Raw genomic sequence first — 26,045 nt, 5'->3', positions numbered from 1 at the left:
GAGAAACACGCCTGCGTCGAAGCAGGCGTGCACTCAGTGCAGGCCGTCCTGACGCCGGACCTGCGCCCTGCCCTCCACCACTTCGAAGGTAAAGGCATAGGCCAGGGTTACCGGCACCGCCTCGATGCGTGAGGCAGTTGTGCAGTCCCCGTTCGAAGGCGCCTGCACGCCGGCAGCGTAATGACAGACCGCGGCCGGCTCGAACGACCACCCGGAAGTAGCTGTCACCGCAGCCTGCAGCAGGCCAGCGTTGGCCCCATCATTTCCCGCAGCGCAGGCCGAATGCGCCAACAGCGGCGTACTGCGTTCCACCCGGCCCTGCGCATCAAGGATGACATTCACGCACACCGTGGTGGCAGCCAGCGAACGCTTGGCATATTCCAGCGGCAATACCGGGTCATCGGCACTTAGCGCAACCGGCATACGGAAGCTTTCCGTCGCCGCCAACTGATAGGGCTGTATCTCGCCAGGGGCACCGGACGACTCGGGCGTCAGCATCTGCCGGTGCTGGTTGAGGTTGAAACTGCTGCTCGCCTGCTCCTTCGCCGGCTGCGTCGCACAACCTCCAAGCACCAACACCAGCAGCATCACCGCATAGCCGCGCACCTCAGCCCCTGCTCTGGGTTTCGGAGTAGTGCATTTCCTCATCATCCATATCGAACGAGATCGGTACCCGGATAAGGCCGGCGACCGGCTTGCCGTCCTTCATCGCCGGCGTGAAACGCCACTGCCTTGCAGCGGCAATCGATACTTCCTCGAACACACCCTTGGGATGCGCCTCGGTGACGACCACGTCGGTCGCCCGGCCCTCAGCGTCTACCGCGATACGCAACACCACCTTGCCCGTGGTGCGGCTGTCCACCGCGGCGCGCGGATAGCTGGGCGGCGGCATACGCCCTGCACTCTGCAAGGCCACCTGCTCGGCCTTGCCGGAACCTGCCGATACGATGGCCGGGTCCCCCGCCGCCAAGGCGATCGAACGCAGCTCCAGTGCCCAGGTCGAGCGCCCATCGGCGGTGGACACTTCGATGCCTGCGGCCACATCGGGCTTGATCAGCAAGGTCGGCGACGAAATCAGGTCCCCGTTCGCCTTCAGCGTGCCTTTCAGCGTGAGCATGCCGTCGGCGGCCGGCTGCAGGGTGAACTCCGCTGCCCACTGCACGCCCTTGTCCGAGCTGGCACTGAAGGAAAACGGCGTGCCTGCCGATTGCTGCAGCTCGAAGCGCTGCCTGGTGCCTTCCAGCGTCGCTTCCACGAAGGTTGCGTACACCGTGCCCTTGCCGGTCGTTGTGGATGTCGATGAAGAAGAAGACGTGGACGTCGACGAGGACGTGGACACTGCCTTGCCCGGCTGCGCGGCCCAGGCGGTATAGCCGAAAGCGGACGACAAGCCCAACGACAGCACCAACATGGCACACCACTGCTTCCTGCCTGGTACGGGACGCTTCAACATGGCAATACGCTCCTTCAATGGATGGTGGTTCTGCCAGTGACACCCCACCGGCAACGGGGACGCGGCCAGCCCGGTCTTGAGCATGGCCTCGCCGTAACTGCGGCGTGCGCCCGACATCTGGGCAATCACACGTTCATCGCAGGACAATTCCTGGTCTTCGCGGCAGCAACGCAGTGCGAACAACAACAGCGGGTTGAACCAGTACAGGCACTGCAACAACGCCAGCAGTGCGTTGATCGCGATGTCACCGCGTTGCAGATGCACGCGCTCATGCAGCAGCACCAGTTGCTGCTCGATCAGCAGATAGCGTTGCTCGAAGCCAGCCGGCAGCACGATCCGCGGCCGCAACAAGCCCATCGCCGCAGGCAAGCCCGCCACCGCCTGTGCCTGCCACAAACCGTCATCGCGTTGGCTGAGCCGCCCCAGCCCGCGCTGGAAACTCCGCTGCTGGCGATACAGATGCACTGCCATCAACAACCCTCCGGCCAACCATGCGCAGCACAGCCACAGCGGCCAATGCGCAATCTCGGCAGGACCAGCAACTACTGCCTGCCCGACCTGTACCGCCACCTCGCTGACCCGCATCGGCACCGCCGCAACCCGTGGTGCCGGCAACAGCACCGCCAGCAGCGTCGCCGGCAACAGCAACCACAGCAGGTAAGCAGCGCTTGCCCCGAGCCAGCGCCGCAGCGGCCGGCGCAGGATCAGTGCCAGCGCAACTGCCGCACTGCTGGCCAAGGTGGTCTTCAGCAGCAGCGCAAGGATCTCAGTGCTGGTCATCGTCGAGCCCCTCCAGCAGTTTGCGCAGCTCGGCCACGTCCTCGCGGCTGAGCCGCTGGTGCTGGCTGAAATGGGCGACCAGCGGCGCAACCCGGCCATCAAACAGGCGCTCGATCAGGCTGCTGCTCTCTTCAAGCAACCAGGCATCGCGCTGCACCAGCGGCGTGTACAGGAAACGCCGTCCTTCCTTGGCTGCACTGATCGCGGCCTTGTTGAGCAGGCGGTTGAGCAGGGTCTTGACCGTGGCTTCGGCCCAGTCATTGCCACCGGGCAGTCGCGCGATGACCTCGTCTGCAGATAGCGGGTGCTGCCCCCAGAGGACTTCCATGACAACGGCCTCGGCCTCGCTGATACGGATCATCGTTTACGCCTGTAATTTTTTACGATTACACGAGTAAACGAAAGCCCTGTCAAGCCCTCACCAAGTGATTCAGGGGGGACATGCTGTAATGCCGATACCCCCGCAGATACCGGACACCATGCCCCATCACGTGACCGACCTCGACGCCGCCGTGGACTGGCTGCTGAGCAACATCCAAGGCCCACTGCGCATCGGCGCACCACTGGCGCTGGGCAAACCGCACCGTTTGCTCAATGCCTTGTACGCGCGTATCGAACACGACCCGGCGCGGCCCCTGCAGCTGTATACCGCGCTGTCCCTGAACCCGCCGCAGGCCAAAGGCGACGGTTTGGAAGCGCGTTTCATGCGCCCGTTCGTCGAGCGCCACTTCGGCGCCGACTTCCCGCGCCTTGCCTACTCCGACGCCATCGCCCGCGATGCGTTGCCTGCACATGTGCAGGTGGAAGAGTTCTACATGCAATCCGGTGCTTTGCTGCGGTCCACGCAGGCGCAGCGCTACTACACCAGCCTCAACTACACGCATGCCGCCGATGCGGTGGCGCAGCGCGCGCCGAATGCGATCGTGCAGAAAGTGGCCTACCGCGAAGGCAGCAACCAGCTGTCGCTGTCGTGCAACAACGACATCACCCAGGACACACTGGATGCCATCGCCAAGCGCGGCCTGCCCAAGCCCTTGTTGATTGCCGAGATTGATCCGCAACTGCCGTGGCTGGGCGGCACCGCCGCCGTTGATCCGGACTTCTTCGATCTGGTGATCACCCCCCCCGGTCCCTACCCACGGCTGTTTGGCCTGCCGCGGCAGCCGGTCAGCGATGCCGACTACGCGATCGGCCTGTATGCCAGCACCCTGGTGCGCGATGGCGGCACCTTGCAGATCGGTATCGGCACGCTGGCCGACGCACTCAGCCATGCGCTGGTGTTGCGGCATACCGACAACGCACGCTACCGGCAGATACTGCACGCGCTGGATCCGCAAATCGCCGAGCACCCGTTGGTGCATGAAGCAGGTGGACTGGGGCCGTTCGAGATCGGCCTGTATGGCTGCAGCGAGATGCTCAACGAAGGCTTCCGCAAGCTGGTGCAGACCGGCGTGATCTGGCGCAAGGTGCATGACGATCTTGGCCTGATGCAGCGCCTGGCCGACGGCACTGCCAGCAATGGTGACCGTGGCCGGCTTGCACGCGAAGGCGAGTACCTGCACGGCGCCTTCTATCTGGGCTCAGCCGAGTTCTACGACTGGCTGCGCAATCTCCCCGATGCCGAACGCGCTGCCATCGGCATGCGCCGCATCAGTGAGATCAACCAGCTCTACGGCGGCAACGAAGCATTGGAACGCCTGCAGCGCCGCGATGCGCGCTTCTTCAACTCCTGCATGATCGCCAGCGCGCTTGGCGCAGCGGCATCAGATGCATTGGAAGATGGCCGCGTGGTCTCCGGCGTCGGTGGCCAGTACAACTTCGTGGCGATGGCGCATGCCCTGCCCGATGCACGCAGCATCCTGATGTTCCGTGCGACGCGTGAGGATGGCGGCCAGCCGCAATCCAATGTGCGCTGGAACTACGGCCACACCACGATCCCCCGCCATCTGCGCGATGTCTTCGTCAACGAGTACGGCATCGCCGACCTGCGCAACCTGACCGACGAAGATTGCGTGGCCGCGATGAGCAGCATCACCGATGCGGCATTCCAGTCGGCGCTGTTGGATCAGGCCAAGGCCTCGAAGAAACTCGCTGCGAGCTTCAGCGTGCCGGCACAGTGGCAGCAGAACCGCGCCGAGGTGCTGCGCGCGAAACTTGCCCCATTCCGTGCCGATGGCAGTCTGCCGGACTACCCGCTGGGCAGTGACTTTGATGCCGTTGAACAGGATCTGGTACGCGCCTTGGGCTGGCTGAAATCAGCGACTGCGACGCCGATGGGCAAGCTGCGTACCGTCGTCGCAGCCGTGCGCCAACCGCCCGCCGAGAACGATGCGATGTACATGCAGCGGATGGGACTGGAGCGACCGGCCAATTTTGGCGAGCGGCTCAATGCCGGGTTGCTGCGGGTTGGTCTGGCGCGGAGTGCGGGGAAAGCTTGATGGTGTGAATCGCAATTTGATCGCACGCCGGGAAGCCTGGGTTTTGTAGGAGCGGTGTAAGCCGCGAAGCTGAGAACCCCTGGCTATCGACAGCTTTACCTGTTGCCAGCTTCGCGGCTGACGCCGCTCCCACAACGGCTGGGATACCGGGAAAGCCCCTTGCCGAGCATGGCTCGGCGCTACAGACCTGCCCCCTCCCTTTCGCGTAGCGAAGGGGAGGGTTAGGGAGGGGTTGGCCTTTCGCTGGGAAAGCCTCTTGCCGAGCATGGCTCGGCACTACAGATCTGCCCCCTCCCTTTCGCGTAGCGAAGGGGAGGGTTGGGGAGGGGTCAGCCTTTCGCTGGGAAAGCCTCTTGCCGAGCATGGCTCGGCACTACAGTTGCGGCGTAACCAAAACAAAGGCCGGGTTTCCCCGGCCTCTGTTCAAGACGTGCGACGGAAAGCTATCAGCCCGCGACCTGCGCCTTGGCCGCTGCCACAACCGCTTCGGTGGTGATGCCGAAGTGCTTGTACAGCTTGTCGGCCGGGGCCGATGCGCCGAAGGTATCCAGCCCGATAACCGCACCGTCCAGGCCCACGTACTGGCGCCAGAAACCGGTGACGCCGGCTTCGACCGCAACACGCTTGCGCACGGCATTCGGCAGCACGGACTCGCGGTAAGCGGCGTCCTGGCGATCGAACACATCGGTGCACGGCATCGACACCACGCGGGTCTTGATGCCGGCAGCGTCCAGCTCGGCCTTGGCGGCCACGGCCAGACCAATTTCCGAACCGGTGCCGATCAGGATCACGTCCGGGGTACCGGCGGCGTCAGCCAACACGTAGCCACCACGCTCGATCTGCTGCACCTGCTCGGCCGTACGCGGCTGCGGAGCCAGGTTCTGGCGGCTGAAGATCAGGCAGCTCGGGCCATCCTTGCGGACGATGGCAGCCTTCCAGCTGACCGCCGATTCGGCCGCATCGCAGGGACGCCACACATCGTTGTTGGGGATGTAGCGCAGCGAGGACACGTGCTCCACCGGCTGATGGGTCGGGCCGTCTTCGCCCAGGCCGATCGAGTCGTGGGTGAACACGTGGATGACGTGCGCCGGGATCAGCGCGCTCATGCGCAGCGCGTTGCGGGCGTAGTCGCTGAACACCAGGAAAGTGGCGTCGAACGGCAGGAAACCGCCGTGCAGGGCCAGACCATTGGCAATCGCGCTCATGCCGAACTCACGTACGCCGTAATGCACGTAGTTGGCATGCGGGTCTTCGCCGACCACGGTCTGCGCACCCTTCCACAGGGTCAGGTTGGAGCCGGCCAGGTCAGCCGAGCCGCCGATGATTTCCGGCAGCAGCGGTGCGAACGCCTGGATGGCGTTCTGCGATGCCTTGCGCGAGGCGATGTTCGGCGCTTCGGCCTGCACCTGGGCGATGTAGGCATCAGCCTGGGCGATGAAGTCAGCCGGCAGTTCGCCGTGCGAACGACGGGTCAGCTCGTCGGCATCGGCCGGGAACTGTGCGGCGTACTTGTCGAACAGCTGCTCCCACTCGGCCTGACGCAGGGTGCCGGTGCCGCCAGCGCGCCAACCGCCATAGATCTCTTCCGGGATCTCGAACGGGCCGTAGGCCCAGTTCAGCGCCTTGCGGGTGGCTTCCAGTTCGTCCTTGCCCAGCGGTGCGCCGTGGCTGGACTCCTGGCCGGCCTTGTTCGGCGAGCCAAAACCAATGGTGGTCTTGCAGCAGATCAGGGTCGGCTTGTCGAACTGCGACAGCGCCTGCTCGATGCCGGCCTTGATGCTTTCCGGATCGTGGCCGTCGACACCGCGCACCACGTTCCAGCCATAGGACTCGAAACGTGCCGGGGTGTCGTCGGTGAACCAGCCTTCCACTTCACCGTCGATGGAGATGTTGTTGTCGTCCCAGAAGCAGACCAGCTTGTTCAGGCCCCAGGTACCGGCCAGCGATGCGGCTTCGTGCGAGATGCCTTCCATCAGGCAGCCGTCGCCCATGAACACCCAGGTGCGGTGGTCGACGACTTCGAATTCCGGGCGGTTGTAGCGCTGCGACAGCAGCTTTTCCGCCAGCGCGAAGCCAACGGCATTGGCCAGGCCCTGGCCCAGCGGACCGGTGGTGGTTTCCACGCCCGGGGTTTCATGACGCTCCGGGTGGCCGGCGGTCTTGCTGCCCAGCTGGCGGAAGGCCTTCAGTTCCTCGATCGGCAGGTCGTAGCCGCTCAGGTGCAGCAGCGCGTAGTGCAGCATCGAGCCGTGGCCGTTGGACAGCACGAAACGGTCGCGGTTGAACCACTTCGGGTTGTTCGGGTTGTGACGGAGATAGTCGTTCCAGAGCACTTCGGCGATATCGGCCATGCCCATCGGCATGCCGGGATGACCGGACTTGGCGGCTTCTACCGCATCAGCGGCAAGGAAACGGATGGCGTTCGCCAACTGGCGGCGGGTGGGCTGCGTCATGGGTCGTCAGAATCAGGAGGCTCCCGCGGAACTGCGGGCGGCCTATTGTCCCACAAGCGACTGCCGGGATCAGTCCGTAAAAGCTGACGGTAGTTCGTATTGGTTTCGCCTGACAGGAACATGCCCAAGCAAAACGGCCACCCTGAACAGGGTGGCCGTTTCTCATTGCAGTGTCCGGCAAGCAATCACTCCTGCGGGTGATGCCTTCCAATGCTGTCATCACTCTCGCCGCGCGCCACCAGGGTGGTCAGGGCCAGGTCGCCGGTCACGTTCAGCGCGGTACGGCACATGTCCAGGAAGTGGTTCACACCGAGGATCAGGCCGATACCGGCAGGGTTGACGCCGACCATGGCACAGATCAGCGCCACCACCGGCAGCGAGCCCGACGGCACACCGGCGGTACCGATACCACCGAGAATGCAGACCACCATGACCATGAACTGCTGGCCGATGCTCAGGTCCACGCCGAAGAACTGCGCCAGGAAGATCACCGTCACGCCCTCGAACAGCGCGGTGCCGTTCTGATTGGCAGTAGCGCCCACGGTCAGCACGAAACGCGAGACCTTGTGCGGGAAGCCCATCTGGTCAGCCACGCGCAGTGCGGTCGGCAGGGTCGCATTGGAAGACGCGGTGGAGAACGCCATCACCGTGGCTTCCTGGGTCTGCCGGAAGAATTGGATCGGCGAACGCCCGGCCAGTTTCACCGCGATGCCGTAGCTGACGAACATGTGCACCGCCAGCGCCAGCACCACCACGCCCACATAGGCACCGAGCTTGACCAGCAGGTCGAAGCCGAAGATCGCCGCCAGATTGAACATGAAGCAGGCCACGGCGTAGGGCGCCAGGCGGATGACCAGGTTGATCAGGGTCATCGAGATCTCGAACAGGCCCTCGATGGCCTTGCGCAGCGTAGCGACCTTTTCAGGCGGCGACAGCACCATGCCGATGCCCATCATCAGCGCGAAGAACATCAGCGACAGGATCTTGCCGTTGTCCGAAGCGGCGTCCAGCACATTGTTGGGCACGATCGACAGCAGCATGTCCAGGCCCTTGGGCGCGGTGCCCGCACCGGCCACGATGGCCTGGCTGCGCTCGGCGTTCTCAGCCAGCAGCTTGGCTGCCACATTCTGGTCAACACCGGCGCCGGGCTGGAACAGATTGACCAGCACCAAACCGATCAATACCGCCACACCGGACAGCACGATGGTGTAGGCCAGCGACTTCCAGCCGATACGCCCCAGCGAGCGGATGTCACCCATCTCCGACACGCCCATCACCAACGCCGAGAAGATCAGCGGCACGATCAGCATGAAGATCAGGCTCAGGAACAGCCCGGAAACCGGCGTGGTCAGATAAGTGGTGACCGTGTGCACCCAAGCCGCGTCAGGGCTGACAAGGTGCACGATCAGGCCCAGCAGCAGACCGAAGCCGAAGCCGATCCCTATCTTCCAGTGGAACGGCATTTTGGCGGTGGTCTTGGCTGCATTGGCCATAAGTGGGTTTCCCTCCAGAGAATGGATCAGCTTAACAGACGATGTACAACCGCCCTTTTCAGCTTTGTCCTGGATAGAGAGGGTCCAACAATGGTTTTTCCACCACTGCGGTTTGCCGCCAACGCGGACCGGCCTTGAATACCTCGCGCAGTTGGCCACGCGCAGCGCTCACATCGCCCTCGCCACCCCAGCGCGCGCGCTGCATGCGCTGCAACGCATCGCGCTGTGCGGGGTCGTCCAGCTTCGCTACCACCGCGTCCAAACCATCCACTCCACCCATCGCCGCAAGGATGTGCGTCACCTCGTCCAAGCTGCCTGCGTCCAAGGCGCGGCGCAGATCTGCGGTGCCATAGCGCGAGGCCGAGCCTGCAGGCCGGCTCGCATGTTCAGCACGGGCAACCGCCACGTTGCGGCGGCGCGACAGGCCCCAGATCAGCGTGGCCAGCCATAACAAGGCGAACCGGCTGCCAGCGCTGGCCACAACCAGTTGTTCGCCACGTCCTGCGACGCCGCCAGGGCATTGCCTGCGGCCAGCGCGGCAGATCCGGTCACTGCCGGTTGCACCAGCGGCGGCGCGACCATGCCGGTATTGCTGCCTTGGGCAACCTGCAATGACAGCGCCGGCAGCGAGGTGGTGCGCACTTGACCGGCCGCAACGTCCCACCATTGCATCTGGATACCCGGCACGGCCAGCGCGCCAGTCTGCTGTGGCACGATCGAATAGCGGCGGGTCAATTTCAACTGCGGACTGGAACCACTGAAAGTTTCATCGTATTGCGGTGGCTCGGCGAACACCTGTGCGCTGTCGCCCAACGACGGCACTGGCAATTCTGGGAACTGTGCCTTGGTGGCGCCACTGGCGATTGCCTCCACCTCGATGGTGATGGCTTCACCGGTGCGCCCGCTGCTGGGCGCCGCGGTATAGCGCAGCTGCAGGTTTTTCAGCGGTAGCCAGGGCTGCGGTGCATCAGCCGGCGTCGCGCGCACCTGCAAGGTCTGGTCAGGGCCATGGGCGCTGAGCTGGCCATTGTCGCGACCGAAGAAATCGTCGAAGAAGCCACCCGCGCCCTGCCCGCTGAAACGCGCACCGGCCAGTTGCAACGGGCCGCTGCGCTCGGGAATCAACAGGAACCGACGCTCGACCACGTTATAGCGGCGTCCACCCACTTCACGCACGGAGGTGCGGTCGTCACCAATGCGCTGCAATGAGGCAGCAGCCGGTGTATCCAGTACCAGCTCGCCGGAGGCCAACTGGGTTGCGAAGTACAGCCGCACCACCACGCCCACGCTCTGCTGCACGTAGGGCTGCTTGTCATCGACCTCGGTTTCGATGAAGGCCACCGCATTGCCGTCACGACTGGCGATCGGCGCCTCGTCAACCTTCACCAACAAAGGCGTGGTGCTGCCGCCACCCACACGCAGCGCCGGGATGTCGAGCATGCCGGTGCGGCGCGGCGTCAGTGCAACCGCGTACTGGGCGTAGTTGCGCGAGGCGCCACCGCCCATCTGCAGCTGGCGGCTGCTGCTCTGCGCACCGATCACGAAGTCTGCTTCCAACGGCGCATAGTCCGGGCTGCCGGACTGGTCGGTCTCGATGGTCAGGGTGACCGACTCGCCTTGCTTGATGCTGTCGCGATCCAGCCAGGCCCGGGTCTGTGCCTGCAACAGGCCAGTGAAGGCCAGCAGGCCCAGCAACAGCCACAGCTGCATTGCGTTGCCTGTGTGCATCTTTCTCATCGTTTTTCCCGCATCCGTCGCTCGTATTCGAGCTGGAATTTCGCTTTCAACAAATTACCCGGCTCATCCGGCACGCGCTGCATCCAGGCCTCCACGGCCTGCTGCTGCTCACGCTGCGCAGGTGTCATCGCTGCCTGCGCGGCGGCGCTCTGCTGTTCGCCTGCGCGCGCCTGCTGCTGACGCATGGCCTCGGCCATGCGCTGGCTCTGGGCTTGATCCGCCTGCTGCTGCTTACCGGCATCTTCACTCTGCGGCGGCTGCTGGTCGCCCCTTTCAGTCGAAGATTTGCCGTCCTTGCCTGGATCCTGCTCAGCCGGCGGCTGGCCCTGCTGCGATTGCCCGGACTGCTGCCCCTGCCCCTGCTGCGGCTGGCCCTGCTGACCTTGCTGGCTCTGCTGTGGGTTCTGCTGTCCGGACTGGTCCTTGCCTTGCTGCGGCTTGGACGGATTCTGCTGTTTGCCTTGCTGATCCTGCTGCGACTTGCGCTTGCGCGCCGCGTCCACCGCGGCGCGATTGGCCAGCGCGTCCTGCATGCCCGGATGCGCTTTCAGCGCACGGTCGTAAGCGGCGATCGCCTCGTCGTACTTGCCTTGACGGGCAAGCGCATTGCCAAGGTTGTACCAGCCCTCATCGTTGTCGATGCCTTCGAATTTCTTCTGCGCCGTAGCAAAGTCGCCGAGCCGATACGCCTCCACGCCTTCACCCAGACGCTGGTGCTGCCGCTGATCAGCGCGCTGCCACCAACCACCCTGCTCGGCCGCATGGGCCGGCTGCAGCATCGGCAACAACAGGCATAGTGCGAGCACTGGCATCACCCGACGCGGGCGACGGAATGCGAACATCGCCAGCAACAGCAGCGGCGGCAACAACCAATAGCCCTCATCCTGCCACTGCTTGCCAGCACTGGCCTGTTTTTGGCGGTCCTGCGCCGCTGCAAGCGGCTCCAGCACCCCCAGCGCCTGCAGGTCGGCCGAGGTGTTGGCGATGCGCTGATAAGCGCCGCCGCCAGCTGCTGCCAAAGCACGCAGCGAAGTTTCGTCCAGATGCGCCTGTTCAATCGCGCCACGCTGATCGCGATAGGAGGCGCCCTGCAGGCTGCCCAGTCCCAACGCCGAGACCCGATAACCTGCAGCACGCAGCTTGGCCGCCTCGGCCAGTGCTGCCGCATCAACGTGATCACTCAGCAGAAGTATCTCGCCGTTACGGGCACCGGATCGCTTCAGCAGATCACCGGCCCAAAGCAGCGCCTTGTCCGCGCGCTGGCCATCGGCGGGCATCACTTCCGGCGCCAACGCATCCAGAAACAAGGCGACATTGGCTGCGTCATCAGTCAGCGGCGCCACGGTGAACGGCTCCCACGCGTAGGCGATCAAGGCCACTTCGCCGCCCTTGCGCTCACGCAGCAAGGTCGCCAGTTTCGCGCGTGCCTGCAGCAAGCGCGACGGTGGCAGATCGGTCGCGCGGATACTGCTGGACAGGTCCAGCACGATCACCAGCGGTGTCTTCGACTCCCACAACGGCTGCTCCAACTGACGCCAGCTCGGCCCGGCAAGCGCAAGCACCGCCATTGCCAGACCAAGTGCGAGCACAACGCTACCCCACCACCCGCGCTTGCTGCCGTCGCTCAGCAACTGCGTCAATAGATGCGGGTCCACCGCCTCCTGCCAACGTGCACTGCGGTGACGCCGCCACCAGCTGCCCAACACGGCTGCCGGCACCAGCAACAGAGCCCACAACCACTCCGGGCGCAGAAAGTGCAGATCCTGCAAATTGATCATGACCGCAGTCCCCGCCAAGCCAACGCCACCAAACCCAGCAACAGGGACAACGCCAATGGCCATGGATAGCGCTCGATGCGTGGCCGCACTGCCGGGCCAGCGTCCTTCACCGGTTCCAGTCGATCCAGTTCGGCATAGATGTTGACCAGCTCATCGGTGTCACGCGCGCGGAAGAAGCGACCGCCGGTTTCATCGGCCACCCTGGTCAAGGTGGCCTCGTCCACCTGGTCATCGGCACCGGGCAGCTGCACGCCGAACAAGGACATGCCACCGCTACCGCCGAAGGCGATGGTGTAGACGCGTACCCCTTCGGCCTTGGCCAGCTCGGCCGCCTTCAACGGCTCCAGCACGCCGGCGGTATTCACACCGTCGGTCAATACGATCAGTACACGCTGCCCCTGCGGCTGTTCGCGCAGGCGCTTCACCGACAGCGCAATCGCATCACCCAATGCGGTCTCACGCCCGGCCAGGCCAACCACGCTATCGCGCAGTTGATCGCGCACGGTGGCGCGATCCGTGGTCAGCGGCGTCAACGCATAGGCACGCTGACCGAACACCAACAGGCCTATGCGGTCGCCTTCGCGACGCTCGAGAAAGTCAGCCAGCACTGCCTTTGCAGCAGTCAGGCGGTCCACCACCTGGCCGCCAAGCTGCATGTCCGGCTCGCTCATGCTGCCGGACAGATCCACCGCCAGCATCATCTGCCGCGCCTGCCGCGGCGGCTCAATCGGCTCACCCAGTTGCTGCGGGCGCGCCAATGCCGCACACAGGCACAACCAGGCCAACCACAGCAGCAAGGTCTGCAGCACTGCACCGGCACGCGAGGGCGACTGATTCTGCAGACGCGCCGGCTCGTAAGGCACGCGCAATGCCGCCCCGCTCTGTTCGCGTAGCGGCCATAGCAACATCAGCAACGGCAATGGCAGCAGCAGCCATGCCCAAGGCCACGCAAACGCCGGCAACTGGCTCACCCAATTTGCAATCGTGTCCTGCATCAGCGGCGCCCGGCCATCAATTGCAGAAAACGGCTGCGGGCCAGCTGACAGACACGTTCGACCTGCGCAGCTTCAAGCGTTGGGCGGAAACCCCCGTCCAGCAGCAGACGTCCATCGCCGCTGCTGAAATCAGCGCCCTTGGCCCCATCGAGAAAACGCAGCCACGCCTCACCTTGCAGTTGCACGGCCTGCGGATCAAGCCGCCGCGCCGCACGCCGCAGCAGCTCCGAGGCTGCGGCCAGCTTGGCAGGCCCCTGCTGTGCCGCCTGTACTTGCCGGTCAAACAGCGTCATCCAGCGCTGCAATCGACGCCGGCGAAAAAGATGGATGGAAAGCACGACCAGAGCAATCACCACGACCGCGCCAACCAGCAACCACCAACCCGGCGCCAACGGCCACCAGCCGGGCGCTGCCGGTAGATGTACATCGCGCAGCTGCAGTTGTGCGGCCATCAGCCCATGCTCCGGTTTGGCGCTGCCCCCAGCCAGGCATCGCTGGCATCGTCGGTTACCAAGGTACTGACGCGGATACGCCGCCCAGGCAGCTGTCGGCACAAGTCTTCGACCGGGCCGATCAAGGCGCCATGCCAAGCGTCGCGTACTGCAGACGAAGTCAGGTCCAGTTGTAGACGACCGGACTGCGTTGCCAACGGCAATACACAGTGCGGTGGCGAGATTTCCAATGGATCGAGCAACAACAGCAACTCCACTTCGACATGCATCGACAGCGCCGACCAGGTTGCGGCAGGTACGACCTGTGCGCTGGCTGGATCAGCCAATACCACGGCGCGCGCGCCGGGATGCAGTACCCGCGCAGCCTGCTCCAATGCCAGTTGAAGCCCGCCATCATCGGCCGGCCGTTCGCCATACCAGCGCACCAGTGCATCCAATGCCCGCAATACACCACGCGTGCCACCGGCTGGCGGCACCAAGGCCTGCTGCGGGGATCCGCGCAGGGCCGCGATCCTGTCTCCATCACGCAGCGCCGACCACGCGGCCACTGCACCTGCACGCGCCGCCTGCACCGACTTGAAGCGCACGCGCGTACCGAAGTACAGCGGCGCGGCGGTGTCGGCAATCAACAAGGTGACCCGCTCGCGTTCGGTCTGGAAGGTTTTTGTGTGGGTGGTATCGGTACGCGCGGTCAGTTTCCAGTCGATATGCCGTGCGTCGTCGCCCGGCACGTACTCGCGCGACTCGGCATATTCCATGCCGCGGCCACGCAGCATCGACGCAGCACGACCACTGACCGCGTAGTGCCCGCGGCGGGCCTTGCGGCCGCCATTGGCAGCACCACGCAACGCAATCAGCTCAGCCAGCTGCGGGCGGATGCCGTCTTCGACAGCCGCAACCGTCTGCGTTTGTTTGGCTACAGGCGCACTCATCGCTGACCCGCCTGCAAACGTGGCCTCATGATCATTCCATCAACGGTGCAAGTCATCACACCCTGCCTCAAGGCAGAGGTACGCAATCAAGCAGTGCCGCCACCAGGCGTTCGCCATCCCAACCCTCGGCCGCAGCCTCGTAGCTGGGCAGCACGCGATGGCGCAGCACGTCGGCGGCCACGGCACGGATGTCGTCAGGGGTGACGTAATCACGGCCGGCCAACCAGGCACGGGCGCGCGCACAACGCTCCAACGCAATCGAACCGCGCGGGCTTGCCCCCCAGGCAATGCGTTTGGCCAGCTGTGCGTCATACGCACTGGCGTCACGCGAGGCCAGCACCAGCGCGATCAGATAACGCTCCAGCTGCGGCGCCATATGCAGTTCCAGCACTTCGCGGCGCGCCTGCTCGATCTTCTGCAGCGAGATCTTCTCGATCGCCACCTGCTGCGGACGCATCGCCCGCAAGGCACGCTCACGCGCCAGCCGCAGGATTTCGGTTTCGGCGCTCGCGTCCGGGTAGCCGATGCGCACATGCATCAGGAAACGATCCAGCTGCGCCTCCGGCAGCGGGAACGTGCCCTCCTGCTCGATCGGATTCTGTGTGGCCATCACCAGGAACACGTCAGGCAGCGGGTAGGTATTGCGACCGACCGTCACCTGCCGCTCGCCCATCGCTTCGAGCAGGGCCGACTGTACCTTGGCAGGGGCACGGTTGATTTCGTCGGCCAGCAGGATCGGATGGAAAATCGGACCAGCCTGGAACTCGAAGCGGCCTTCCTGCGAACGCCAGATATCGGTACCGGTGAGGTCGGCGGGCAGCAGATCCGGGGTGAACTGGATACGCGCGAAGCTGGCATCGATACGTGAGGCCAAGGCGCGGATGGCGGTGGTCTTGGCCAGGCCGGGTGCGCCCTCCACCAGCAGATGCCCATCCGCCAACAGCGCGGTCAATAGTCGATCGATCAACAACGACTGCCCAACGATTTCGCTGGCCAGGGCGTCGCGCAATGTGGTGAATTCCTGATGCAGGCCGTTGTCACGGACCGCAGCATCGTCTTGGTTAGGCAGCTGAGGAGGCAGGTTCATAAGTGAAGTTTGACTGATCCGCGGTGAAATGGTTCCAAACACCGGCCCGAAAACGGAAAAGGGCCGCTCCAAGCGGCCCTCTCCGTAACTGTATCAAGCGCTTATTGGGCGGCCTTGGCCACGCGCAGGATCTTCGGGGTCACGAATACCAGCAGTTCCGCCTTGTCCTTGCTGCGACCACGCTTCTTGAACAGGTTGCCGAGGAACGGAACATCGCCGAGGAACGGCACCTTGGCGACACTCTCCTTGTCGGTGAACTCGTAGACGCCGCCAATGACCACGGTCTGACCATCATCCACCAACACGGCGGTGTTGATTTCACGACGATTGATGATCGGCACCACGCCGAAGTCGGTCACCGGCAGATAACGATCAACCTCATCCTTCTTCACGTTCATATTGAGGAAGACACGATTGTCCTGGGTGATGGTCGGGGTGACCTTCAGCTCCAGCAGCACTTCCTTGAACTGAACGTTCGGCGTCGCCGCAGCACCGCCGGTACCACCAGTGATGGTGACGTAGCCGATCTCCTTACCCTGCTTGATCACGCCTTCACGCTGATTGGCGGTAACGATGCGCGGGTTGGAGATGACTTCACCGCGGCCTTCTTCCTGCAGCGCCGACAACTCCAGATCCAGATTGAAGTTGGCCCCCAGCAAAGTGTACGCAAGGCTCGGACCCAAGCCATTGGCCGAGGTAAAGCTACCAGCCGGCAGATTGACGTTGAGCCCACGATTGGCGTTCCCCACCCCATTGGTGGTGCTGCCTATCGTCGCGTCATTGTCACCGTTGTTGTAACTGCGCTTGCCACCGATACCGAACTTGGCACCGAGGTCACGGGCGAAGGTGTCGTTGGCAATGACGATACGGCCTTCGATCAGCACCTGGTCAACCGGACGATCGATCACCCCAATCAGCTCGCGCATCTGCGCGACCTTCTTCGGAATATCACTGATCATCAAAGTATTGGTCCGCTCATCGGCTACCAAGCGACCGCGCGGCGACAGGAAACCGTTCTCGTTTTCACCTGAACCACCCGAACCACCTGAACCACCCGAATTACCGACACCCTTGGCCTCGGTGATCGCTTTAAAGATGGCATTGGCGCTGTGGTAGTTGATCTGAACGTAGTCGGTAATGAGATCCGACTTGTTTTCGATCGCGATGCGTGCGTCTTCCTTTTCCTGCTCGAACTTGGCCAGCTCCTGCTGCGGAGCAATCCAGACCACACCACCGTCACGACGCTTGTCCAGACCCTTGGCACGCAGCACGATGTCCAGCGCCTGGTCCCACGGCACATTGACCAAACGCAGAGTCACATTGCCCTGCACCGTATCGGATGCCACTACGTTGAGGTTGGATTCCTCGGCGATCAGCTGCAGTACCGTGCGCACCGGCACGTCCTGGAAGTTGAAGGTCACCGGACGCCCGCTGTAACCACGTGCAGCCACCGTCGCCGCCGCCTGCGCGACCGTCTTGGAGGTCACCGCACCGGTAGCCAGTTCGCTCTGCCGCGGAGTGATCTCAACCACGTACTCATTGCCGGTCTGATATGCCAGCGAGTCGAATGCGCCATTGGTGCTGAGCACCAGCTGCGAACCCTGCCCGGACGGCTTGGCGTCAATGCGCTGTACCGGTGTAGCAAAATCAACCACGTTGAGCGGCCGCTGCAGTTCGGCTGGCAACACGGCGTTGCCAACGTCGATCACGACGTTGTTGCCCTGGTTGCGCAGGTCAGGGCTCGCGCCTTGGCCGTCGAACTGCATGATCAATCGTCCCGCGCCAGCATCACCGCGCTTGAAGTCGATCTTGGTTACGGAAACCGCCTTCACCGCCTGCTGCGGGGCTGCGGCTGCGCCGCCGACACCCGTAGCAGCAGGCTGTGCTGCGAAGGAAGAGCCGCACACCGCTGCCAACGCCACTCCCAGGGCGCAGACGCGGACCAGTGCATGGCGCCGGATGGGACGCAGGCTCAGGGCTTTGGTAAAAGTCATCGTGCTATCCCCTAATCAATCAACGATCGTCCAGTGCAAGCGAAGCTGGGCGTTCCAGCCAGCCACCTGCACCGTCCGGCACTAGTTCTATCAACTCGATCCCGTCTTCGCGGACGCCGGTCACACGGCCATCGCTCTGACCCATGTACACCCCAGGACGTACACGGTAGGTGACCTTGTCCGGCCCCATCACCAGTGCCACAGCACCCGCGCCGCTACCGATCGTGCCAACCATGTCCAAGCTGTCGAGCGGGAACCCTTCAAGCGGTTCCTTGCGACGGTTCGGGTCCGGCCGCAACTGGCTGTTGCCGTCATCGGATACCCAGGCGTCACTGAACGGATCGCGCAGACCCTGAGCCGAGTATTCGAAAGTTTCGAACTGCTGCATCACCGGCAAAGGTGACAAAGGCTCGGCCGGACGTGCACGCACGTCGGCAGTCCACTTTTCCAGATTGGGCGCATCGCCCGGCGTACTGGTAATACCGCGGGCGCAACCGCCCAGCAGTACTACGCACATCACGCCCAAAGCCAGGGAGGAAACATTACGCATGATTACTTCCCTCCTTTTTTCTGAGCATCGGCAGCTGCCTTTTCCTGATCGGCCAGTTCGGTGTCATCCAAATAGCGATAGGTCTTGACCGTACCGGACAACTCCAGCGCGCCACCAGGCGTAATCACGCCCTGCCCCCCTTTGGGCTTCAGATTGATGTCGTGCATGGTCAGGATGACCACGCGCGGCAGCGAGGCCACGCCACTGACGAAGGCACCAAACTGGTGGTAGCTGCCCACCAGGCGCAGCGCGATCGGCTTTTCGGCGTAGAACTCTTTCAAGGTTTCATCGCCGGGTTTGAACAATTCGTTGTTCAAGCCGCTGGACAACGCGGTCTGCGAAACATCGATGATCAGATCCGGCATCTCGGTCTTGCTGGGCAATTGCCGCAGCATCTGCTGCAGCACCTGCTCCATCTGTGCCAACTGTTGCTTCAAGGGTTCCAGATTGACCGCGCGCTTCTGCTCGTTCTCGAACTCCTGACGCAGCGTTGCCTCCTTGCTGACCAGACCCTCCAGCTCATCCCTCTGTCCGCTGACAACGAGCAGGTAGGACAGGCCAATGATCAGCAGCGAAATCAGCACGCAAAACACGATCTTCGCGTTGCGCGGCCAAGCGCCAATATTGTTGAAGTCCAGCTCTTTGGCGTTGAATTTCTTGCTCACGAACGGGCCTCCTTCTGCGCCGGCGCTGCCGGTGCTACCTCGGCCTTAGGCTTCTCGGCCCCGCTAACGGGAGCAGCAGGAGCTGCGGGCGCTGTTGTTGCCGGGGCTGAAGTTGCAGCCGTGCCAGCTGCCGCCGGTGCGGCCGCCGTAGCTGCTGCCGGCTCAGCACCGGTGACTACAACATCACCACCTTCGGATTGACCATCGCCAGGCGTAGGCAACTTCACCTTCAGGGTGAACACATACGGCAAGGATTTGATGTCGACAACACTACCGGCCTTTTCCTGCGCACGCGCCTCGATGATCGACAGTTCCGGATTGCTCATCCAACCCGAGCTTTCAAGGTTGCGCATGTAAGCACTGACGCGAGCGTTGGACTGGGTGCGCCCCTCCAAGGTCAGTGTATCGCCCTCCTGCTGCAGCGCCGTCAGCACCACACCATCAGGAATAGTGCGTACCAGCGAATCAAACAGGTGCACCATCTGCGAACGCTTGCCCTGCAGTTCCTCGATCACCTTCTTGCGGGCCAGCAGACGATCTTTCTGCTTGTCCAGGCGTTCGATTTCCTTGTTCTGCTCCTTGACCTTGGCGATCTCGGTCTCAAGATAGGCGTTGCGCTCGTTCTGCCCGCTGATCTGCTGGCTGAAGTAGAACCACAGCAAACCCGACAGCAACACACCGCTGAGCGCGGCAAAGCCCAGCATCCCGTAGAACTCACGTTGACGCTGTTTGCGGCGCTCCTCGCGCCATGGCAATAGGTTGATCCGTGCCATCAGTCAAACCCCCTCATGGCCAGACCCGTCGCGATCATCAGCGCCGGCGCATCCTGGTTCAGCGCATGTGCCTGGACCTTCGGACCCAGCGTCATCTGTGCCAGAGGATTGGCCACCGAGGTCGCCACACCAAGCTGCTCTTCCACCATGGTCGGCAAGCCGATCAAGGATGCACAACCACCAGCCAGAACGATGTGGTCAACGCGGTTGAACTCGCTGCCAGCGTAGAAGAACTGCAACAGGCGACTGATCTGCTGCACCGTCGCTTCTTTGAACGGCTCCAGCACTTCAACCTCGTAGCTCTCGGGCAAGCCGCCCTGGCGCTTGGCCAAGCCAGCTTCCTCGTAGCTCAGCCCGTAACGGCGCATCACCTCATCGGTGAGCTGCTTGCCGCCGAACACCTGTTCGCGGCTATACAGGCTGCGGCCACCGCGCAACACGTTGAGCGTGGTCATGGTTGCACCAATGTCGACCAGCGCCACCACGCCATCACTGGGTACAGCCAGCTCGCTGGCGACCAATGCAAAGGCGTTCTCAATCGCAAACGCTTCCACATCCATCACCTTGGCGGTCAGCCCACCCAGCTCCAGCGCAGACTGACGCAGCTCCACATTCTCCGAGCGCGACGCAGCCAGCAGTACCTGCACCATTTCTGGATTGTTCGGCACTGGACCCAGCACTTCGAAATCGAGGTTCACTTCGTCGATGGGGTACGGGATGTAATTCACCGCCTCCAGTTCGACCTGCGCCTCCATGTCGTTCTCATCCAGATCTGCCGGCATCGGGATCACTTTGGTGATCACCGCAGAACCGGCAACGGCAGCAGCGGCCCCCTTGGCCTTGCTGCCTGAACGCGCAACAGCCCGACGAATCGCTTCGCCGACTGCTTCGACCTCGACAATGTTTTTCTCCACCACCGCGTTCGGCGGAAGAGGTTCCACGGCGTAATGTTCCACGCGGAAACGATTACCGCTGCGGGAAAGCTGAAGCAGCTTTACCGCAGTCGAACTGATGTCGACACCAATGATTGGTGCCTGACTCTTTGGGATAAGCCCCACGGATTCTCCCCTGCCGACGGGCACTTGGACGCAAGTCTTGCGTCGGCGCATTAATAACGTTTTTTCAGCAAATGGCAACCATCCGGAATGCGAGACGCGATCTGCATCACGTCGCCCAGCTGTATCCCCATTTGCTCTCCCCAGGACGCGGCCCCAGCCGCTCCCCTGCGTAATCTATACTCTGCGGCTACAAAAACCGCAATCGGGACTTCTGGATGCCACGTTTTCGTCGCTGGCTGCGCTGGCTGCTGGCCCTCTTCGTCGCCTTCTCTCTGGTCGGCGCCATCGCCGTTGGCTCGCTCTATTACGTTGTCTCGTCCAAGCTCCCGGACGTGCAGGCGCTGCGCAATGTTGAATTGCAGGAGCCAATGTATGTCTATGATAACGAAGGGAAATTAATGGCGGTATTCGGCGAGACCCGCCGTTATCCGGTACAGATGAAGGACGTCCCGGAGCGCCTGAAGCAGGCCTTCCTCGCCACCGAGGATGCCCGTTTCTACCAACACGACGGCATCGACTACAAGGGTATCGCCCGCGCCGTATGGCTGATCGCGCGTACCGGCTCCAAGGACGGCGTACCCGGCGGATCCACGATTACCCAGCAGGTTGCGCGGCAATTCTTCCTCAGCAGTGAGGTCAGCTACACCCGCAAGTTCGCCGAAATCCTGCTCGCCCGCAAAATCGAGAGCGAGTTGAGCAAGGACGAGATCTTCGAGCTGTACCTCAACAAGAGTTTCTTCGGCAACCGCGCCTATGGCATCGGTGCCGCTGCCGAGTACTACTACGGCAAGAAGCTGGCCGAGCTCGACCTGGATGAAATGGCCTCACTGGCCGGCATCCCCAAGTTCCCGTCCAGCGGCAACCCGCTGAGCAACCCCGAGCGCGCGCGCCAGCGCCGCGACAACTACGTGCTGCAGCGCATGGCCGACCTGGGCTACGTAAGCCAGGCCGAGGCCGATGCGGCCAAGGCTGTGGCCATGCACGCCAGTCCGCACGAGCCGCCGGTGCAGGTCTACGCGCCCTATGTGGCCGAGCTGGTGCGCCAGGAAATGATCGCCAAGTACGGCGGCGATGTCCTCAACAAGGGCTACCACGTCACCACCACCATCAATGGCCAGCTGCAGGACGCCGCCAACACAGCGGTGCGCGATGGCCTGGTCACCTATGACCATCGCCATGGCTGGCATGGCGTGGAACAGCACTTCGACGTCACGGCCGATGCCGACAACACCGCGCTGGCCCGGCATATCGCCGGCATCCCGGCACAGTCGGGCATGCAGCCCGCGGTGGTTTCGGCTGCCCATGCCGACGGCAGCATCACGGTGGTGCTTGCCGACCGCAGCGAGCTCGTACTGCCAGTTGCGTCCAGCCGCTGGACCAACCGCAGCCCCGCCAAGCTTGTCACCCGCGGCGACATGATCCGCGTGCGTGCCGGCGCAAAAGAGGGCGAGTGGCTGATCGACCAGATCCCGCGCGGGCAAGCCGCGCTCGTCTCGGTGGATGCCGAAAGCGGCGCCTTGCGCGCCTTGGTCGGCGGTTTCAGCTTCGCCGGCAACAAGTTCAACCGCGCCACCCAGGCGCGTCGCCAGCCCGGTTCCAGCTTCAAACCGTTCATCTATGCCGCCGCTTTCGACAAGGGCTTCAACCCGGCCTCGATCGTGCTGGACGCGCCGGTAGTGTTCCGCGACCGTCGCGGCAAGACCTGGCAGCCACAGAACGATGGCGGCGGCTTCCGCGGCCCGATGCGTCTGCGCGAAGCGTTGGTGCAATCACGCAACCTGGTCTCGGTGCGCCTGCTCGACAGCATGGGCGTGGACTACGCGCGCAAGTACATCAGCGAATTCGGCTTCCAGGAGGCGGAGTTGCCGCCGAACCTGTCGATGTCGCTGGGCACAGCCTCGCTGACCCCGTTGTCGGTGGCGCGTGGCTATGCTGTGTTCGCCAACGGCGGCTCGCGCGTGGACACCTGGATCGTTGACGAGATCAAGGACCGCGAAGGCAACGTGATCTTCAAGGAGAACCCGGCCATGGCCTGCCGCGGCTGTGGTGGCACCTCCACCGCGGGCGCAGCACCTGTCAGCCAGGTGGTGGACGGCTTCAACTTCGGCGCCGAGGCAACGCCGGCCCCTGTTGCCGCCAAGCCCACCGAGGCCAAGCCCGAGACCATCGAGCCAGCCAAGCCGGTAAATCCGAATGCCCGCACCGCACCACGCGCCATCGACGAACGTACCGCTTACCAGCTGGTATCGATGATGCGTGATGTGGTCCAGCGCGGCACCGGCACCGCCGCCAAGGTTCTGGGCCGCGAAGATGTGGGCGGCAAGACCGGCTCCACCAATGATCACCGCGACGCCTGGTTCTCCGGCTTCGGCGGCCCGTTGGCAACCACCGTATGGGTCGGCCGCGACGACTTCCGTTCCCTGGGCTACCGCGAATACGGCGGCAAGGCAGCCCTGCCGATCTGGATCGACTACATGCGTGTGGCGCTGAAAGACGCCCCCATCGCCAAGAACGATCCGCCCTCGGGCATGGTCCAGGCGACGCTGAATGGCGCTGTTGAGTGGGTCAAAACCGAAGACCTGGACCGCGTACAGGACTTCGACTTCGGCCAGCAGAGTCACACCACCGACGACGCTGCATTCGATATCTTCTGATCACCCCTGCAGGCGGCGGGACGCAAGCCCCGCTGCCTGCCTACAATCGGGCCAGCAACCACGAGGCTGGAACCCGATGCCGTCATCGCCACCGCAATCACTTCCCCGCAACAGCCGCGAACGACAACTGATCGCGCAGGAAGCAGCTCGCCTGATCGCCGAAGGCGGCATCCATGACCTTGAGCACGCACGCCGCAAGGCCGCCAACAAGCTGGGGATTACGCTTGAGGCATTGTGGCCGCGACTTGCCGAAATAGAGCAGGCACTGCGCGAATACCAGCTCCTGTTCGCCTCCAGCAGCCAGCCGGGCGCGTTGCGCCTGCATCGCGAGTCTGCACTGCAGGCCATGCAATTCCTGCAGGCCTTCCAGCCACGTCTGACGGGGGCGGTGTTGAGTGGCCTCGCCGATGGCAACAGCCCGGTGATCCTGCATCTGCACTGCGACGATGCAGATGCCGTGCAGCGCTTCCTGCATGAGCAACGCATCCCGGCCGAAGCACGCGCCTGGTCGTTGCAACTCGCCGGCCATCCGTCAAAGCAGCACTACCCCGGCTGTGAATTCGCCGCCGACGGCATCGCCTTCGAACTGGTGGTACTGCCCGAGGACGCATTGCGGCAGCCACCGGTATCAGCGGACGACGGCGAGCCACTGCCACGTGCGACCTTGACGCAGCTGAAGCAACTGCTGGCGCAAGAGCAGAGGTAGTGCCAAGCCATGCTCGGCAGAGGCATTCCCGGTAAAACCCCTGCCGAGCATGGCTCGGCACTACCGGGCATCCCTGCTCTTGTGGGAGTGGCGCACAAACAAAAAACCCCGCCGAAGCGGGGTTTTCATCGTGATGGAAGCGGCGCATCGCTGCGCCGTCGCCATTACTTGTAGTCGCGCACGTCGTGGCCGGTGTAGACCTGGCGCGGACGGCCGATCTTCATTTCCGGATCAACCTGCTGTTCCAGCCAATGCGACACCCAACCAGCGGTGCGGCCCAGCGCGAACATGACCGTGAACATCTCGGTCGGGATGTTCAGCGCCTTGTAGATGATGCCGCTGTAGAAGTCGACGTTCGGGTACAGCTTGCGGGCAACGAAGTACTCGTCCTGCAGCGCAGCCTGCTCCAGCTTGACGGCAACGTCCAGCAGCGGATCCTGCACGCCGAGCTGACCCAGCACCTGCTTGGTCATCTCACCGATGACCTTGGCGCGCGGGTCGAAGTTCTTGTAGACGCGGTGACCGAAGCCCATCAGGCGGAAGCCCGAGGTCTTGTCCTTGGCCTTGACCACGGCGGACTCGACATTGTCAGCCGAACCGATCTCTTCCAGCATCTTCAGCACGGCTTCGTTGGCGCCACCATGTGCCGGGCCCCACAGTGCGGTGACGCCAGCGGCGACCGATGCATACGGGTTGGCGCCGGTGGAACCGACCAGACGCACGGTCGAGGTCGAGGCGTTCTGCTCGTGATCGGCATGCAGGATGAACAGCAGATCCAGTGCCTTGACCACGTCCTTGTTCAGATCGTACTTGCCGTCGGCCGACTCGAAGGTCTGCTTCAGGAAGCGGCTTACGTAGTCCAGCGAGGTGTCCGGCTTGTTGGCCGGCAGGCCGGCGCCGTGACGGTAGATCAGGGCCGACAGGGTCGGCACCTTGGCGATCAGACGCACGGCTGCCTGGCGGCGCTGTTCAGCGTCTTCCAGGTCCAGCGAAGCGTGGTACTTGGCCGACAACTGCGCGATCGAGGCAGCCAGGATCGCCATCGGATGTGCGTCCTTGGCGAAGCTGCCGATCAAGGTGTTGATCGAATCATCAACGCCGGCCTCAGCGGTCAGTTCGGCTTCGAAAGCCTTCAGCTGGTCGGCGCTCGGACGATCGCCATTGATCAGCAGGTAGGCCACTTCGACGAAGCTGGACTTGGCAGCCAGCTGCTCGATCGGATAACCGCGATACAACAGCACGCCGTTGTCACCATCGATATAGGTGATGGCCGACTTGCAGCTGGCGGTGGCGGTGTAGCCCGAGTCGTAGGTGAAGAGACCGGTTTCCTTGGTCAGCTTCGAGATATCGACACAGTTATTGCCCAGGACGGGTTTGACGACAGGCAGAACGACCGACTTTTCGCCGGCGTTGAGCGTGACCTGATCAAGATCGGACACAGTGTGCGCTCCTCAAGTGGAAGGCGCCTGTCCTGACGAAAGGGGTGCGGGCAGGCGCGTGAAGGAATTCCGCAGTTTTCCACTGCGGTTCCGACGATTATCGCACAGCAGCATTTGCAGTTTGCGAAGACAAAAGTCTTATAGCCGGAGTTTCCACGCGACACAGCATCGCGCTGGCACAACGGCCAGATTCTGCAATGGTTCAGCTGTACGACAGGCAAGACAAAACAACGGCCGCGCAAGGCGCGGCCGTTGTCTGTGCAGCAACAACAGTTCGATCAGCGCGCGTAGCGCTTCTGGAACTTGTCGATGCGGCCGCTGGTATCGATAACCTTGTGCTTGCCCGTGTAGAACGGGTGCGAAGCCGAGGAAATTTCAACCTTGACGAGCGGATATTCTTCGCCGTCTTCCCACTTGACCGTGTCCTTCGAAGACATGGTCGAACGGGTCAGGAACTTGAAATCAGAGGTCACGTCGTGGAAAACGACGTTGTGGTAATCAGGATGGATATCGGCCTTCATGGGGCTCACACCGTATTGTCTGGTGGTCAAGACCGCCATTATAGACACGACCTGCCGCGCCAGGCAAGTCGTGTCTGCTGAACCGCT

The 26,045-nt window shown here is 63.2% G+C and carries 20 protein-coding genes and 1 pseudogene; 3 read left to right on the top strand and 18 right to left on the bottom strand.

Going from position 1 to position 26,045, the window contains the following annotated elements; genetic code table 11:
- Positions 1-33: 33 nt before the first annotated feature.
- The 3 genes from ACVOLL_RS03200 to ACVOLL_RS03190 are packed head-to-tail and all read right to left on the bottom strand — an operon-like array spanning position 34 to position 2,594.
- Positions 34-606: a hypothetical protein gene (locus tag ACVOLL_RS03200; protein ID WP_481511555.1), complete on the bottom strand. Its 573-nt coding sequence runs from the start codon at positions 604-606 to the stop codon at positions 34-36.
- Between the two features lies 1 nt (position 607).
- Complete coding sequence (locus ACVOLL_RS03195; RefSeq protein WP_481511554.1) at positions 608-2,233, bottom strand: TonB family protein; 1,626 nt, start codon at positions 2,231-2,233, stop codon at positions 608-610.
- A complete protein-coding gene (locus ACVOLL_RS03190) occupies positions 2,220-2,594 on the bottom strand; it encodes a BlaI/MecI/CopY family transcriptional regulator (protein ID WP_481511553.1) in 375 nt (124 codons plus the stop codon). Before ACVOLL_RS03190 ends, ACVOLL_RS03195 begins: the two co-directional genes overlap by 14 nt.
- A gap of 118 nt (positions 2,595-2,712) precedes the next feature.
- Here ACVOLL_RS03190 and ACVOLL_RS03185 point away from each other — a divergent pair, with 118 nt between their 5' ends.
- Positions 2,713-4,671, top strand: coding sequence for an acetyl-CoA hydrolase/transferase C-terminal domain-containing protein (locus ACVOLL_RS03185; protein ID WP_481511552.1), 1,959 nt, complete (start codon positions 2,713-2,715; stop codon positions 4,669-4,671).
- A gap of 446 nt (positions 4,672-5,117) precedes the next feature.
- On the opposite strand, the gene tkt is transcribed toward ACVOLL_RS03185, so the two are convergent.
- From tkt to ACVOLL_RS03120, 13 genes and pseudogenes are all read right to left on the bottom strand, one after another.
- Positions 5,118-7,124: a transketolase gene (gene tkt / locus ACVOLL_RS03180; protein WP_481511551.1), complete on the bottom strand. Its 2,007-nt coding sequence runs from the start codon at positions 7,122-7,124 to the stop codon at positions 5,118-5,120.
- A 185-nt stretch (positions 7,125-7,309) separates the two neighbouring features.
- Positions 7,310-8,617 carry a dicarboxylate/amino acid:cation symporter gene (locus ACVOLL_RS03175; RefSeq protein WP_481511550.1) on the bottom strand — a complete coding sequence of 436 codons (1,308 nt, stop codon included), beginning with the start codon at positions 8,615-8,617 and terminating at the stop codon, positions 7,310-7,312.
- Between the two features lie 58 nt (positions 8,618-8,675).
- Positions 8,676-10,345 (bottom strand): annotated as a pseudogene (locus tag ACVOLL_RS03170) (BatD family protein).
- Between the two features lie 5 nt (positions 10,346-10,350).
- On the bottom strand, positions 10,351-12,132 hold the full coding sequence (locus ACVOLL_RS03165) for a vWA domain-containing protein (RefSeq protein ID WP_481511549.1): 1,782 nt from the start codon (positions 12,130-12,132) through the stop codon (positions 10,351-10,353).
- A complete protein-coding gene (locus ACVOLL_RS03160) occupies positions 12,129-13,127 on the bottom strand; it encodes a vWA domain-containing protein (protein WP_481511548.1) in 999 nt (332 codons plus the stop codon). The genes ACVOLL_RS03165 and ACVOLL_RS03160 overlap by 4 nt, the downstream gene beginning before the upstream one ends.
- Positions 13,127-13,579: a DUF4381 domain-containing protein gene (locus tag ACVOLL_RS03155; protein ID WP_481511547.1), complete on the bottom strand. Its 453-nt coding sequence runs from the start codon at positions 13,577-13,579 to the stop codon at positions 13,127-13,129. The genes ACVOLL_RS03160 and ACVOLL_RS03155 overlap by 1 nt, the downstream gene beginning before the upstream one ends.
- A complete protein-coding gene (locus tag ACVOLL_RS03150) occupies positions 13,579-14,511 on the bottom strand; it encodes a DUF58 domain-containing protein (RefSeq protein ID WP_481511546.1) in 933 nt (310 codons plus the stop codon). The genes ACVOLL_RS03155 and ACVOLL_RS03150 overlap by 1 nt, the downstream gene beginning before the upstream one ends.
- A 67-nt stretch (positions 14,512-14,578) precedes the next feature.
- Positions 14,579-15,598, bottom strand: coding sequence for an AAA family ATPase (locus ACVOLL_RS03145; RefSeq protein WP_481511545.1), 1,020 nt, complete (start codon positions 15,596-15,598; stop codon positions 14,579-14,581).
- Between the two features lie 101 nt (positions 15,599-15,699).
- The gene (locus ACVOLL_RS03140; protein ID WP_481511544.1) at positions 15,700-17,592 is read right to left on the bottom strand and encodes a type IV pilus secretin PilQ; all 1,893 of its coding nucleotides are present in this window, start codon (positions 17,590-17,592) and stop codon (positions 15,700-15,702) included.
- A gap of 19 nt (positions 17,593-17,611) precedes the next feature.
- Positions 17,612-18,142: a pilus assembly protein PilP gene (locus ACVOLL_RS03135; RefSeq protein WP_481511543.1), complete on the bottom strand. Its 531-nt coding sequence runs from the start codon at positions 18,140-18,142 to the stop codon at positions 17,612-17,614.
- Positions 18,143-18,144: 2 nt separating this feature from the next.
- On the bottom strand, positions 18,145-18,807 hold the full coding sequence (locus ACVOLL_RS03130) for a type IV pilus inner membrane component PilO (RefSeq protein ID WP_481511542.1): 663 nt from the start codon (positions 18,805-18,807) through the stop codon (positions 18,145-18,147).
- Positions 18,804-19,580 carry a PilN domain-containing protein gene (locus tag ACVOLL_RS03125; RefSeq protein WP_481511541.1) on the bottom strand — a complete coding sequence of 259 codons (777 nt, stop codon included), beginning with the start codon at positions 19,578-19,580 and terminating at the stop codon, positions 18,804-18,806. Before ACVOLL_RS03125 ends, ACVOLL_RS03130 begins: the two co-directional genes overlap by 4 nt.
- Positions 19,580-20,638, bottom strand: coding sequence for a pilus assembly protein PilM (locus ACVOLL_RS03120; protein ID WP_481511540.1), 1,059 nt, complete (start codon positions 20,636-20,638; stop codon positions 19,580-19,582). Before ACVOLL_RS03120 ends, ACVOLL_RS03125 begins: the two co-directional genes overlap by 1 nt.
- 215 nt (positions 20,639-20,853) lie before the next feature.
- On the opposite strand from ACVOLL_RS03120, the gene ACVOLL_RS03115 reads away from it, so the two are divergent.
- Complete coding sequence (locus ACVOLL_RS03115; protein WP_481511539.1) at positions 20,854-23,292, top strand: penicillin-binding protein 1A; 2,439 nt, start codon at positions 20,854-20,856, stop codon at positions 23,290-23,292.
- A gap of 76 nt (positions 23,293-23,368) precedes the next feature.
- A complete protein-coding gene (locus ACVOLL_RS03110; RefSeq protein ID WP_481511538.1) occupies positions 23,369-23,998 on the top strand; it encodes a hypothetical protein in 630 nt (209 codons plus the stop codon).
- 164 nt (positions 23,999-24,162) lie between these two features.
- Here ACVOLL_RS03110 and ACVOLL_RS03105 read toward each other — a convergent pair whose 3' ends face one another.
- Together ACVOLL_RS03105 and ACVOLL_RS03100 are read right to left on the bottom strand one after the other, a co-directional pair.
- Positions 24,163-25,437 (bottom strand): citrate synthase, encoded by a 1,275-nt coding sequence (locus ACVOLL_RS03105; protein ID WP_481511537.1) that lies wholly within the window; start codon positions 25,435-25,437, stop codon positions 24,163-24,165.
- A gap of 278 nt (positions 25,438-25,715) precedes the next feature.
- Positions 25,716-25,958 carry a type B 50S ribosomal protein L31 gene (locus ACVOLL_RS03100; protein ID WP_057629116.1) on the bottom strand — a complete coding sequence of 81 codons (243 nt, stop codon included), beginning with the start codon at positions 25,956-25,958 and terminating at the stop codon, positions 25,716-25,718.
- Between the last annotated feature and the right edge of the window lie 87 nt (positions 25,959-26,045).

This window comes from Stenotrophomonas sp. STEN035 (assembly GCF_056759935.1).
The sequence above is the reverse complement of the archived record's forward strand: the minus strand, read 5'-3'. Positions and strand labels throughout refer to the sequence as shown.